Annotated in this window: 13 protein-coding genes; 2 read left to right on the forward strand and 11 right to left on the reverse strand. The window is 57.3% G+C overall.

Annotated elements, in window-relative coordinates:
- Positions 1 to 5: 5 nt before the first annotated feature.
- On the forward strand, positions 6 to 215 hold the full coding sequence (locus B5E56_RS02235) for a DUF378 domain-containing protein (protein ID WP_087187755.1): 210 nt from the start codon (positions 6 to 8) through the stop codon (positions 213 to 215).
- Between the two features lie 56 nt (positions 216 to 271).
- Here the strand turns inward: B5E56_RS02235 and B5E56_RS02240 are convergent, their stop codons facing one another.
- The 7 genes from B5E56_RS02240 to B5E56_RS02270 all read right to left on the reverse strand — a co-directional run bounded on the left by B5E56_RS02240 (position 272) and on the right by B5E56_RS02270 (position 7,744).
- Positions 272 to 1,402: a S41 family peptidase gene (locus B5E56_RS02240; RefSeq protein WP_087388268.1), complete on the reverse strand. Its 1,131-nt coding sequence runs from the start codon at positions 1,400 to 1,402 to the stop codon at positions 272 to 274.
- 81 nt (positions 1,403 to 1,483) lie between these two features.
- Positions 1,484 to 2,746: a murein hydrolase activator EnvC family protein gene (locus B5E56_RS02245; RefSeq protein WP_242958740.1), complete on the reverse strand. Its 1,263-nt coding sequence runs from the start codon at positions 2,744 to 2,746 to the stop codon at positions 1,484 to 1,486.
- 39 nt (positions 2,747 to 2,785) lie between these two features.
- Positions 2,786 to 4,018: a murein hydrolase activator EnvC family protein gene (locus B5E56_RS02250; protein WP_087388270.1), complete on the reverse strand. Its 1,233-nt coding sequence runs from the start codon at positions 4,016 to 4,018 to the stop codon at positions 2,786 to 2,788.
- 32 nt (positions 4,019 to 4,050) lie between these two features.
- Positions 4,051 to 4,941, reverse strand: coding sequence for a permease-like cell division protein FtsX (ftsX, locus tag B5E56_RS02255; RefSeq protein ID WP_087266772.1), 891 nt, complete (start codon positions 4,939 to 4,941; stop codon positions 4,051 to 4,053).
- Entirely contained in the window at positions 4,925 to 5,617 is a 693-nt protein-coding gene (ftsE, locus tag B5E56_RS02260; RefSeq protein WP_087187751.1) for a cell division ATP-binding protein FtsE, read from the reverse strand. Before ftsE ends, ftsX begins: the two co-directional genes overlap by 17 nt.
- 90 nt (positions 5,618 to 5,707) lie before the next feature.
- Entirely contained in the window at positions 5,708 to 6,799 is a 1,092-nt protein-coding gene (locus tag B5E56_RS02265) for a PucR family transcriptional regulator (RefSeq protein WP_087187750.1), read from the reverse strand.
- A gap of 231 nt (positions 6,800 to 7,030) precedes the next feature.
- A complete protein-coding gene (locus B5E56_RS02270; protein ID WP_087388272.1) occupies positions 7,031 to 7,744 on the reverse strand; it encodes a pseudouridine synthase in 714 nt (237 codons plus the stop codon).
- Positions 7,745 to 7,843: 99 nt separating this feature from the next.
- Here B5E56_RS02270 and B5E56_RS02275 point away from each other — a divergent pair, with 99 nt between their 5' ends.
- Positions 7,844 to 8,317, forward strand: a complete 474-nt coding sequence (locus B5E56_RS02275) for a DUF4830 domain-containing protein (RefSeq protein ID WP_087187748.1) — start codon at positions 7,844 to 7,846, stop codon at positions 8,315 to 8,317.
- Positions 8,318 to 8,432: 115 nt separating this feature from the next.
- On the opposite strand, the gene B5E56_RS02280 is transcribed toward B5E56_RS02275, so the two are convergent.
- The 4 genes from B5E56_RS02280 to rpsG all read right to left on the reverse strand — a co-directional run bounded on the left by B5E56_RS02280 (position 8,433) and on the right by rpsG (position 13,529).
- Entirely contained in the window at positions 8,433 to 9,293 is an 861-nt protein-coding gene (locus tag B5E56_RS02280; protein ID WP_087328858.1) for a mechanosensitive ion channel family protein, read from the reverse strand.
- Positions 9,294 to 9,613: 320 nt separating this feature from the next.
- On the reverse strand, positions 9,614 to 10,816 hold the full coding sequence (tuf, locus tag B5E56_RS02285; protein ID WP_087388274.1) for an elongation factor Tu: 1,203 nt from the start codon (positions 10,814 to 10,816) through the stop codon (positions 9,614 to 9,616).
- A 125-nt stretch (positions 10,817 to 10,941) separates the two neighbouring features.
- Positions 10,942 to 13,047 carry an elongation factor G gene (gene fusA / locus B5E56_RS02290; protein WP_087388276.1) on the reverse strand — a complete coding sequence of 702 codons (2,106 nt, stop codon included), beginning with the start codon at positions 13,045 to 13,047 and terminating at the stop codon, positions 10,942 to 10,944.
- 11 nt (positions 13,048 to 13,058) lie between these two features.
- Entirely contained in the window at positions 13,059 to 13,529 is a 471-nt protein-coding gene (gene rpsG, locus B5E56_RS02295) for a 30S ribosomal protein S7 (RefSeq protein ID WP_191435189.1), read from the reverse strand.
- Positions 13,530 to 13,714: the final 185 nt, after the last annotated feature.

Below are 13,714 nucleotides of genomic sequence, written 5' to 3' on the forward strand. Positions count from 1 at the left end.
ATCCTATGTTCCTGGACAAGATCGCCCTGGTCCTTGCCATCATCGGCGGACTCAACTGGGGCAGCATCGGCATTTTTCAGTTTGACCTGGTAGGCTTTCTCTTCGGAGGACAGTCCAGCACCTTCAGCCGCGTGATCTTTACCCTGGTTGGTCTGGCGGCTATCTGGTGTATTTCTCTGCTCTTCCGGGACCTGCGGGACAAAGATCACACCTAAGCGCCATTTTAAAACGGGCCTTCCGCAACATGATGTTGCGGAAGGCCCGTTTCCTGTTAGTTTTGCTCCAGCAGGTCCAGAGCCGCCTCCAGCTGGGCATCTCCCTCATCGGTGAGATAGACCTCCCGATCCAGAGTCAAACCGGTCCCGATCAGCGACGTACCGTTGCCGGTAAAATAGGCCCCGGTAGAGATGGCCATAGCGCCGCCGTGGGGCAGGGCGAAGGTCTGCTGAGAATACCCCTTCCCGCTGGTGGGCTCGCCTACAATGACCGCCACTCCCTGCTCCTGGAGCTCGGCAGCAAAGAACTCAGCGGCAGAGTAGGTATTGGCATTGACCAGCACTGCCATGGGCAGATCCACACAGGCGGCATCCGACTGGGTAACCTCCTCATTGCCTGCCCGGTCCCTGCTGATGAAGATGGGTCCCTCGGGCAGCAGGAAGTCCAGCATTTCGGTCAGCTCACTGAGGTAACCACCGCCGTTGTTGCGCATATCAAATACCAGCGCCTCGGCGCCCTCTTCCTGGAGACGGGTCACCTCTTCCTTCAATCGGTCAGCGCTGTGGTCGTAGAAATTGGCCAGGGCCACATAGCCCACATTGCCCTCCAGCATCTTGGCTGTGACCGGATCGCTGTCCAGGCTGGCCCGGGTCACCTCCACCGTACGGGTCTCCCCGTCCGTTCCCAGGACCTCCAGGGTAACAGTTGTCCCCTCCTCGCCCTGGATACGCTCAGCACCCTCATAGCGGGCCTCACCGGCCAGAGAGAAGCCGTCCACCGCGGTAATCACTTCACCGCCCTGGAGGCCGGCAGCCTCTGCAGGACCGCCTTCTATTACCTCTACAATGGTCAGGCCATCTTCCGACTCATAGTTCACTGTAACACCGATGCCCACATACTGGTTGGTGCGGCGCTGGTTCTGTGCCTCATACTCCTCCTCTGTGAGGTAGTAGCTCCACCGGTCTCCCAGACCGTCCACCATACCGCTCAGGGCAGAATCCACCACCTGCGTCTCATCGTACTCTCCCACAAACCGGCTGTTGACCAAGTAGAGGCCCTCCAACAGGGACAGGCCCTCCTTGCCGAAGATTCCATAGAAAACAGCCAGCAGCACCCCTGCCGTCAGGAGCATGGTGACCGGCAGCAGGATGATCAGATGGAGGGCGGAGAAGCGTTTGGTTCGCATACTGTATCATTTCCTTTCTGAACGTAATAAGCAAAGAAGGGCGGAGGGGTTGCCCCCTCCGCCCTCATGTACCATTCAATTTTACCACGGGGGAGTCAAATTCAGCGACGGGAATTTGCTCTCCGGATCCACCCGCGTATAGTTGTCCCGCACCTCAAAGTGGAGATGATTGCCGGTGGAACTGCCGGTGGTACCCACATAGCCGATCACCTGCCCCTGGGTTACCATCTGGCCCTCGCTCACCGCACGGGAACTCATATGGGCATACAGGGTAGAGTTACCGTTGCCGTGGTCGATGACCACATAGTTGCCGTAGGAGTAGTGATAGGCAGAGGTGACCACCTGCCCGCTCTTGGCAGCCAGAATAGGCGTTCCGCCTGCCGCCGGGATATCAATGCCGGTGTGACTGTGGGCCACGCCGGTTATGGGATGAATACGATAACCAAACTGCGAGGACAGGCGGTAATATCCGGGCAGCGGCCACAGATAACCGGTCTCCGAGGAGATCACAATATTATTCTGCTTCCGCTCCTCCTCCAGCTGCTTCTGCTTCTGGGCGATCTCTGCCTGGATCTCAGAAGCTGCGGCGCTCTCCGCATCCAACTGGCGGTTAACCTCGGCTGTGTCCGCGTTGATCTGATCCACAAGGGCCTGAGCCTCAGCCACCTTGGCCTGCTGTTCGGCCTTCTTGGCCTCCTGCTGTTCCTTGGCTGCCTGCTCCTCGGCCCGTGCACTCTCCAGCTCGCCCTGGACCCGCTCCAGCTCCTCTCGGGTAGCAATCAGCTGGTCCATGACCTCATTGTCGTATGCCATAACCGCATCCACATCGGCAATGCGGTCCAGCAGGTCGGAGAAACTCTCGGCATTGAAGAGGATAGACCAGTAGGACACCGTCCCCTGTTCCTCCATCATCCGCACCCGCTGGCAGAACAGGTCGTACTGCTCTGCTTCCCGAGCCTCCGCCTCCTTACGCTCCTCTTCCTTCTGGGCGATCTCTCCGTCATAGTAGGAGATCTGGGCGTCGATGTTGGCAATCTCAGCATTGATGGCATTGAGCTGCTCGGTCAGCAGCTGCCGCTTTTCCTGGGCAGCAGCCTGATCGGCCTCAAGATCAGCCAGCTGATCTTTCAGGGCATCCTGTTTGGCCTGACTCTCCTCCTGCTCCTTTTTCAGAGCATCGATCTCACTCTGGGTCACAGCTCCTGCGCTGCTGATAATCATGCTGACCATGGGCAGGAGCATCAGCAGCGCCAACAACGCAGCCAGGACGCCCACTACCACGCGCCGGGGTTCTACCTTTTTTGTGGTGTGTTTCTGATTGGTTTTCTTTCCGCTTTTTGCCACAATTTTTCTCCTTATCTGTCTGTGCCGTAGGTCTGTCGCTTACCAATTATAGGCCCGAATAAAGGAATTGGACAAGCCTGGGAAGCAGCCCTCCGGGTCCACTCGCCGACCGCCAACCCGCACCTCCAGATGCAGGTGATTGCCTTTGGAATTGCCCGTATTGCCCACATAGCCGATGGTCTGCCCCTGGTTTACCAACTGTCCTTCGCTCACCGCCCGGGAACTCATATGAGCATACAGGCTGGTGGTTCCGTCTCCATGGTCGATGACCACAAAATTACCGTAGGACCAGTTGGCGCCGGAGCCATACTCCGACATGATGACCTGCCCGCCCTTGGTGGCATAGATGGGGGTGCCTCCTGCCGCCGACACATCAATGCCGGTATGGCTGTGGGCCTGGCCGCTGATGGGATGAATGCGGTAGCCAAAGGCAGAGGTGAGGGTCAGACAGCTGCTGGGCAGGGGCCACTGGTATCCCGAACCAGTAGGAGGCAGGGTCACATTCTGCTGTTTCCGCTCCTCCTCCAGCTGTTTCTGCTTTCGGGTGATCTCAGCCTGAATGCTGGCAGCGGCGGCATCCTCTGCCTCCAGCTGCCGGTTGACCTCGGCGGCATCCGCGTTGATCTGATCCAGCAGCTTCTGGGCTTCTGCCACCTTGGCCTGCTGCTCCGCCTTTTTCGCTTCCTGCTGGTCACGGGCCTCCTGCTCCTCGGCTCGGGCACTCTCCAGTTCTCCCTGGACCCGCTCCAGCTCCTGCCGGGTGGCGACAAGCTGGTCCATAATCTGGTTGTCATAGGCCATCACCGCGTCCACGTCAGCGATGCGATCCAGCAGATCAGAAAAGCTGTCGGCGTTGAAGAGGATGGACCAGTAGGACACCGTTCCCTGTTCCTCCATCATCCGTACCCGCTGGCAGAACAGGTCGTACTGCTCCGCCTCCCGGGCCTCCGCTTCTTTCCGCTCCACTTCTTTCTGGGCGATCTCTCCGTCATAGTAGGAGATCTGGGCATCGATGTTGGCAATCTCAGCGTTGATGGCGTCCAACTGCTGGGTCAGAATCTGCCGCTTCTGCTGAGCGGCGGCCTGGTTTTCTTTGATATCGGACAGCTGGTCTTTCAGCGCCGCTTGCTTGGCCTGGCTTTCCTGCTGTTCCTTTTTCAGCGCGTCGATCTCGCTCTGAGTCACCGCTCCCGCCTGGGTGGCAGCCGATGTACACAATGCCAGAACCAGCACCCCGCACAAAAGCCGGAGTCTGGGATGTTTCCGTCTCATAAGGTCTCCTTATTCCGGATGACGCAGGTGGATCACACCTGCAGGAACTTGCGGATGGCCAACATGGAGCCCACCACACCGATGAGCAGACCGGTAATCAGGAAGGCCCCAAACACCCACAGGGCCATGGGCTGGAACGGCAGCACCTTGATGAGATCAATGGTGTCCGTACCGCCGATGGCACGGCTGACCAGGGTATATACCCCCCACTGGAGGAAGAAGCCAACCACCGCGCCGGTGACGCCCAGGATCATGCCTTCAAAAACAAAGGGCCAGCGCACAAAGGCATTGGTAGCGCCGCACATCTTCATGATGGCGATCTCCTCCCGCCGGTTAAAGGTGGCAAGCTTGATGGTGTTGGAGATGATGAACAGGCTCACCAGCAGAAGGATGGCCACCAGGATCAGGGCCACACCGCCTGCAATATTGCGGATGACCGTAAAACCCTCGGCGATCTCAGGGGCAGACTTGGTGGAGGCCACGCCCGCCACCTGCTTTACCGCCGTCTCGGTCTCGGCCAGCTTGCTGATATCCTCCAGATAGATGTGGAACCGGTCGCGATATACGCTGGAGGGCAGGCCCTCAAAGAGGGGATTGCCCTCATAGTCAGCCTCAAATTCTTCCTGGGCCTCTTCCTTGGTGACAAACTCAGCCCGCGCCACATTGGGCACAGCCTCAATATCATCCTGAAGGGCACGGGCCTCCTCCTGAGAAAGGGTCTCATCGATGTACGCGGTAAACTGGTTCTCCTGCTCCAGGTCGGAGAAGTTGTGCTGGGCGTTTACCGCCACCAAAGAGAAGGAACCCATGATAAGCAGACAGCACACAATCATGCACACTGCCGCAAAGGACATAAATCCGTGGGTAAAAATACTGTGAAAGCCCTCGGAAAACAGATAGCCAAAATTATATCGTTGTCTCATTGTTGTAATACCCGCCTGTCTCGTCGCTGATGATCCTGCCGTTTTCGATGGCCACCACTCGCTTGGAGAAGCGGTTGACCAGTTCCCGTTCGTGAGTGACCACCAGCACGGTGGTACCCAACTCGTTGATGCGCTCCAGCAGCATCATGATCTCCAGAGAGCGCATGGGGTCCAGGTTGCCGGTGGGCTCGTCGGCGATGATCATCTGGGGATTATTCACCAGAGCCCGGGCGATGGCCACACGCTGCTGCTCACCGCCGGAGAGCTGGTCGGGGCGCTGATCCCCCTTCTCCAGCAGACCCACCAGATCCAGCACATAGGCCACCCGCTTGCGGATTTCCCGGGAAGAGGCTCCCACCGCCTGCATGGCAAAGACCAGATTTTCCTTCACGGTTTTCTTGTCGATCAGGCGGAAGTCCTGGAAAATAACCCCCAGCGTGCGCCGCATATAGGGCACCTGCCGAGGCGTAATGTTGTTCAGGTTATAGCCGTTGACCATGAGCCGCCCGCCGGTGGGGGCGATCTCAGCGGTAATCAGCTTCAGAATGGTGGATTTACCGGAGCCGGAAGGACCCACCAAAAAGACGAATTCTCCGTCGTCAATGCGCAGATTGACCCCTTTCAGGGCCTTGGTCCCGTTGTCATAGGACTTTTGAATATCGATCAGACGTATCACGCTGTGTACCTCATTTACAGGATTGGGGACAAACTCACGTGCCGCAGAAGACGTCGTCACCGACGTCCTCTGCGGCTGATATGGTTTCTTTTAGTTGTCGATACCGCGGGAAATCAGATACTTCTTAACCATCAGAGCCACCTTGAAGGTGATGGCATCGTCAAACTCCCGCAGGTCCAGGCCGGTAAGCTTCTTGATCTTCTCCAGCCGGTATACCAGGGTATTCCGGTGAACGAAGAGCTTCCGGGCAGTCTCAGACACGTTCAGGTTGTTCTCAAAGAACTTGTTGATGGTGAACAGGGTCTCCTGATCCAGTGCGTCGATGGGATTCTTCTTAAAGACCTCCTGAAGGAACATCTCACACAGAGTGGTGGGCAGCTGGTAGATCAACCGGCCAATACCCAGATTCTCGTAGTTGATGATGCTCTTCTCGGTGTCGAACACCCGGCCCACGTCAATGGCAATGCCAGCCTCCTTGTAGGCCCGGGCCAGTTCCCGAATATGGCCCACGATAGTACCGATGCCGATGACCACCCGGATATGGAGTTCCTCGTTGATCTTGTCCTCGATCTGCTTGGCGATCTTGTGCAGATCCCGGGTCTCAGCCCCATCATTGAGCTGCTTGATGAGGGCCACGTCGGTCTCGCTGATGGAGAGCACAAAATCCACCTGCTTGTCGGGGAACAGGGCGTGGACCACGTCAATGAGGGCCGGATCGGTGGTCTCCACCTGACGGATCAGGAAGACCGCCCGGGGCGCCTCGGAGACAAAGTGCAGCTCCTTGGCCCGAACATAGATATCACCCAAAAGGATATTGTCGGAAATAATATTCTTGACAAAGGTAGCCTTGTCGTGCTTCTCCTCATAATAGGTCTTGGCGCCGTTGAGGGCCACCGTAGCCATGGAACAAACCATAGTAGCCTCGGCATCCTCACCCTTGACAAAGACCGCATAGTCAAACTGGGAACCCCAGCCGGCCAGTGCCTTAAAGGTACGGCCCTCAAAGCGGACGGTGTCTCCCTCGCCCCGGTTTACCGCCTCAACTGCACCAGGCCAGTGTTCCCCAATACAGCTGAGTTCGTTGCAGGCCACAACCGTTCCCTCAGAATCGATCACGCCAATGGCCCGTTCGGTGCTGTCTTTCATCTGTAAGACAACGCTTTGGAAAATTCTGCTGGACATGGTTGTATGCCTCCTTATATTAATCCCCACTTTGGGATACTCTGTCTATTACACGCAACACACACGGGCTGAGTGCCCTATTTCCTCTTCAGACAGTTCTTGACGCAACTGTTCATTCAACAGTCACTATTATACCGGTTCTTTTTGCTCTTTTCAATAGCTTTTTCAAAGTTTTTTGGTGATATTGACTAAAAGACGCAAAAAATTGCCAACTCTGGGGAGAACCTCCGCTCATACTCCCGCTGCCAGACGCAATGCCGCCATCTCTTCCTCGGTCAGAGGTCGCCATTCTCCCCGCTTCAATGCGGGATCCAGTTTCAGCGGGCCCATGGTGAGGCGTTTGAGGTAGCGCACCGGCTTGCCCCGGCTGGCCAGCATCCGCTTGATCTGGTGATATTTTCCTTCCCGCAGAGTGACGATGGCAGTATCAGGCTGCCCCAGCACCTCCAGACCGGCAGGCATACACACCAGCCCGTCTCCCAAAGTCATGCCGGTGGAAAAAGCCTCTACATCCGTCTCATCCAACTGCCCTTCCACCTGGACAAAATAGGTCTTATCCACATGGCGTCGGGGCGCCAGCAGCCGGTGGGCAAGCACACCGTCATTGGTAAGCAGCAGCAGGCCTTCGGTATCCTTGTCCAACCGTCCTGCCGGAAACAGCCCCACCCGTTTTAGGTGGTCGGGCAGCAGTTCCAGCACCGTGGGCTGTTTGGGGTCCTCGGTGGCGGACACCAATCCAGCCGGCTTATGGAGCATGAGATAGACCATGCGCTCCCCGGAAACGGAAACACCGTCCACCGCAAATTCGGCGGCGGGATCCCATTTTCCCTCCGGAGAATGAACCGGGACACCATTTACCGCTACTCGCCCGGCCCGCACCAGTTCCCGGACTTCCTTCCGGGACCATCGGCCCGTATTGGCCAAAATTTTGTCCAGACGTTCCAATGACGTACCTCCTTATCAGCTTTCCCCTTTTCTGTCATAACCGGCACCATAGGCACATACTCTTTGAGTATCAGCACTTTGGGAAAGGGGCGTTGCGCTGTGTTTATTATTACCGCCAGGGTCCGTAAAGGACCTATACTGGCTGTGGCCGCCGCTGCTGTGGTAGTCTGCGGGGTCCTGCTGACTGCGGCAGGTTTGGGCGGCCGGGATACGGCGGTCTCCGGCGTGGTCAGTCCCACCGGCGTCAAATCCAATGAGGATCGGATCGCATATCTGGAGAGCTATGGGTGGCAGGTCTCTCAGGAACCCTCCGCCGTGGAGGAACTGCTCATTCCAGAGTCCTTCGATGACAGCTACACCCAATACCTGGAGCTCCAATCCTCCCAGGGCTTCGATCTGACGGAATATTGCGGCAAGCGGGTCAAACGGTATACCTATGAAATCAGCAACTACCCTACAGGGGAAACCGGCATCCAGGCCGGACTGCTGATTTACAAGAATACCGTCATTGGCGGAGATGTACTCTCTCCCCAGTTAGGCGGATTCATCCATGGGCTGGAGATGCCAGGCTAGATGAGGCAGCAGCTTAAAACCATCGGCACCCTACAAAAAATGGCCGCTTTCGCGGCCATTTTTCATAGGCACATAGAGATGAAGCAAGCCACCCGCTGCTTACTCTCTTCCGCTGTCACTCACCCTGTTGTTGCTCCCGAATCAGATGCACATTCAAATGGTTGTAGGGAATTTCAATGCCCTGGGCGTCAAAGGCAGCTTTGACCTGTTCCAGCAGATCGTAGTACAGATCCCAATAATCTGCGGTAGCGCACCATACCCGGACACTGTACTCGATGCTGCTGTCCAGATAAGCCGACACCCGGACAAAGGGTTCCGGTGTAAACAGAGCCTTAGGATGGGCGCCGATGACTCCCTTGATGGCGGCAATCACCTTTTCTGGCGCATCGTCATAGGAGGTGGTAAACTTCAAGTCCACCCTCCGCTGCTCCGCCGTGGTATAGTTGATGATCTTTTCAGCGGAGATCTGGCCGTTGGGTACCGAAATCACCTTGTTGTCGATGGTACTCAGCTTGGTATAGGCCAGGCCCACTTCCTTTACGGTACCGCTGACGCCGCCGGCCTCCACATAATCCCCCGCTTTGAAGGGCTTGGACACCAGCACCTGAATGCCTCCCGCTAAATTGGACAAGGTCCCCTGAATGGCTAGGGATACGGCCAAACCGATCACGCCCAACACCGCCACCAGGCTGGTCATAGGCACGCCGATATAGTCCAGCACGATGCACACGGTAATGAGCCACAGAATGACCCGCAGGGCGGCATGAATAAAGGTATGGAGGCTCTTCTCCATCTCCAGGCGGAGGAAGGCCCGGTCGGTCAGACGGAGGATGATTTTCATGACCACCATGCAGCCCACAAAGAGCAGAATGATGGTAATGATCTTCTGAAGATTCAGGTCATTGAAAAAGCCGGTTACGGTCTGAATGGTCTCTTCGGCCTCTTCGGGAGAAATATTTGTGATATTGGTTAGCATGACATACTTCCTTTCTGCGGCTATTCTATCATAGCTTTTCCACACAGACAAGCCCCTCAAAAGATTGCCAAAAGAAAAGAGCCAGCGTTTCGCTGGCTCTCTTCTGAAAGGAGCAAATGACTCCTCAATGTTGACAATAACGCTTTCCTTCGGGCGGACACCCTCCTAATTGAAAAAAGGAAAGAGCCAGCTAAAAGCTGGCTCTTTCCTCAAAGGAGTAGATTACTCCTCGATGTCGATAACAGCGCTTTTCCTTCGGGCGGACAGTCTCTTAAATGCAGAAGACCTGCCTTGCGGCAGGTCTTCTTGCAAAAGGAGAATTACTCCTCGATGTCGATAACAACGCCGGAACCCACGGTGCGGCCACCCTCACGGATAGCGAAACGCAGGCCCTTCTCGATGGCGATGGGGGTGATCAGCTCGACCTTCATGTCCACGTTATCGCCAGGCATACACATCTCGGTGCCCTCGGGCAGAGTGATGACGCCGGTAACGTCGGTGGTACGGAAGTAGAACTGAGGACGATAGTTGTTGAAGAAGGGGGTGTGACGGCCGCCCTCGTCCTTGCTCAGGACGTACACCTGGCCCACGAACTTGGTGTGGGGGTGAATGGAGCCGGGCTTACACAGAACCTGGCCACGCTCGATGTCGGTCTTGGCAATACCGCGCAGCAGGGTGCCGATGTTGTCGCCAGCCTCGGCGTAGTCCAGCAGCTTGCGGAACATCTCGATGCCGGTGACGACGGTCTTCTTCTTCTCGTCGGTCAGGCCAACGATCTCGACTTCCTCGTTCATCTTGATGATGCCGCGCTCCACACGACCGGTAGCAACGGTGCCACGGCCGGTGATGGTGAAGACGTCCTCAACGGGCATCAGGAAGGGCAGATCATCGTTACGGGCGGGAGTGGGGATATAATCGTCGACAGCGTCCATCAGCTCCTTGATGCAGGCGAAGTCGGGATCGTTGGGGTCGCCGGACTCGCAGGTCAGAGCGTTCAGGGCGGAGCCCTTGATGATGGGGATGTCGTCGCCGGGGAACTCGTACTTGGTCAGGACCTCGCGGACCTCCATCTCCACCAGCTCCAGCAGCTCCTCGTCGTCAACCTGATCGCACTTGTTCAGGAAGACCACGATGGCGGGCACGCCCACCTGACGGGCCAGCAGGATGTGCTCACGGGTCTGAGCCATGGGGCCGTCGGTGGCGGCGATAACCAGGATAGCACCGTCCATCTGAGCAGCGCCGGTGATCATGTTCTTGATATAGTCAGCGTGGCCCGGGCAGTCAACGTGGGCATAGTGACGCTTGTCGGTCTCGTACTCCACGTGGGCAGTGTTGATGGTGATGCCGCGCTCGCGCTCCTCGGGAGCCTTATCGATGCTGGAGTAGTCCTCGTACTGGGCCTGACCCTTCAGAGCCAGATACTTGGTGATAGCAGCGGTCAGAGTGGTCTTGCCGTGGTCAACGTGGCCGATGGTGCCAATGTTGACATGGGGCTTGGTACGCTCAAATTTAGCCTTAGCCATTTTAAGTGTCCTCCTTAATTACTCAAGTTGGGATAGGGTCATTTCCACATAAATGCGAAAATATTGTATAGCATTGCAGAATAAAAAGCAATACTTTTGTTGCGGGAATTGCCTCGGAACGAAAATTAGTCGTCCTTGCGGCCCCGCTCGGCAATGATCTTCTCGGCAATGCTCTTGGGAATCTCCACATAGCTGTGGGGCTCCATGGAGTACTGGCCGCGGCCCTGAGTGGAGGAACGCAGGTCAGTGGCGTAGCCGAACATACTGGCCAGAGGCACCAGAGCGTCCACCTGAGTGGCGCCGGGACGGCTCTCCTGGCCCTGGATCATGCCGCGGCGGCTGGTCAGGTCGCCGATGACGTTGCCCAGATACTCGTCGGGCACGATGACGGAGACCTTCATCACGGGCTCCAGCAGGACCGGGTTGGCCTTGCGCATGGCCTCCTTGAAGGCCATGGAGCCGGCGATCTTAAACGCCATTTCAGAGGAGTCGACCTCGTGGTAAGAACCGAAGGTCAGGTGGACCTTCACGTCCACCACGGGATAACCGGCCAGAATACCCGCCTGCATGGCGCCCTGGATACCGGCGTCCACCGCGGGGATATACTCCTTGGGGATGACGCCGCCGGTGATCTCGTTGAGGAACTCATAGCCCTTGCCGGGCTCGTTGGGCTCGATGGTGATGCGGACGTGACCGTACTGGCCCTTACCGCCGGACTGACGGGCATACTTGGTGTCCTGCTCGACAGACTTCTTGATGGTCTCCTTGTAGGCGACCTGGGGAGCGCCAACGTTGGCCTCCACCTTGAACTCGCGGAGCAGACGGTCCACGATGATCTCCAAGTGGAGCTCACCCATACCAGCGATGATGGTCTGACCAGTCTCCTCGTCAGTCCAGGTACGGAAGGTGGGGTCCTCTTCAGCCAGCTTCACCAGCGCCAGGCCCATCTTCTCCTGACCAGCCTTGGTCTTGGGCTCGATGGCCACGCGGATCACGGGATCGGGGAACTCCATGGACTCCAGAATGATAGGAGCCTTCTCATCGCACAGGGTGTCGCCGGTGGTGGTATTCTTCAGGCCCACGGCGGCGGCGATATCGCCGGAGAAAACCTCCTCGATGTCCTCACGGTGGTTGGCGTGCATCTGCAGGATGCGGCCCATACGCTCCTTCTGGTTCTTGGTGCTGTTGAGCACGGAAGAGCCGGTGGTGAGCTTACCGGAGTACACACGGAAGAAGGACAGACGGCCCACATAGGGGTCGGTCATGATCTTGAACGCCAGAGCGGAGAAGGGGGCGTTGTCGTCGGCGGGACGCTCGTCCTCTTCGTCGGTCTCGGGGTTGGTGCCCTTGATGGCGGGGATGTCCAGAGGAGAGGGCATGAAGTCCACGATGGCATCCAGCAGCTTCTGCACGCCCTTGTTGCGGTAAGAGGTACCGCAGGTCACGGGAACCAGCAGGTTCTCGATGGTACCCTTACGCAGAGCGCGGCGCAGCATATCCTCGGGGATGGGCTTCTCCTCCAGAGCCAGCTCCATGATCTCGTCATCGATGTCGGCGCAGGCGTCCACCAGCTTGGTGCGGTACTCCTGAGCCAGCTCCATCATGTCGGCGGGGATCTCCTCCACGCGCATATCCTTGCCCAGCTCATCGTAGTAGATGTCGGCGTCCATCTCCACCAGGTCGATGATACCCTTGAAGGTATCCTCGGAGCCAATGGGGAGCTGGATGGGCACGGCGTTACACTTCAGGCGGTCGTGGATCATGCGGAGCACGTTGTAGAAGTCAGCGCCCATGATGTCCATCTTGTTGACGTAGATCATGCGGGGGACCTTGTAGTGGTCGGCCTGACGCCACACGGTCTCGGACTGAGGCTCAACGCCGCCCTTGGCGCACATGACGGTCACGGAACCGTCCAGCACGCGCAGGGAGCGCTCCACCTCTACGGTGAAGTCCACGTGGCCCGGGGTGTCGATGATGTTGATACGGGTCTGGGGGAACTGGTTCTTAGACCCCTTCCAGTAACAGGTGGTAGCAGCGGAAGTGATGGTGATGCCGCGCTCCTGCTCCTGAGCCATCCAGTCCATGGTGGCGGTACCATCATGGGTCTCACCGATCTTGTAGTTAACACCGGTGTAGTAGAGGATGCGCTCGGTGGTAGTGGTCTTACCGGCATCGATGTGAGCCATGATGCCGATATTTCTGGTATTCTCTAAGGTAACTTTCCTAGGCATACTCTAACTCCTTACCAGCGATAGTGAGCGAACGCCTTGTTGGACTCGGCCATCTTGTGGGTGTCCTCACGCTTCTTGACTGCGGAGCCAAGGTTGTTGGAGGCATCCATGATCTCGCCGGCCAGGCGCTCCTTCATGGTCTTCTCGCTGCGGCTGCGGGAGTAGTTGGTGAGCCACCGCAGACCCAGGGTCTGACGGCGCTCGGGCCGAACCTCGATGGGCACCTGGTAGGTGGCGCCGCCCACGCGGCGGGCCTTGACCTCCAGGGACGGCATGATGTTCTCCAGAGCGGTGGTGAACACGTCCAGGGGATCCTTATCGGTCTTCTCCTTGATGATATCGAAAGCTCCGTAGACCACCTTCTGGGCCACGCCCTTCTTACCGTCCAGCATGATGCTGTTGACCAGCTTGGTCACCAGGACGGAATTGTAGATAGGATCGGGCAGAACCTCCCGCTTGGGTACGTTTCCTCTTCTGGGCACTTTGCTTCCCTCCTTCATAGTATGATTTCATAGGTACTCGAAGGCGTTTCAAACGCCCCCGTGTAAGACAAGTGCCTGCTTGTCCAGTGCCTCACAGGAAAACGCCCCTATTGTATAGGAAGCGCCTCTGCAAGGACAACTGCCTTGCGCGATTGCGCGTTAGTTCATTTCATGTTGCTGCAAGC

This window comes from Flavonifractor sp. An112, assembly GCF_002161085.1.
In the GTDB taxonomy this organism is placed as follows: domain Bacteria; phylum Bacillota; class Clostridia; order Oscillospirales; family Oscillospiraceae; genus Flavonifractor; species Flavonifractor avicola.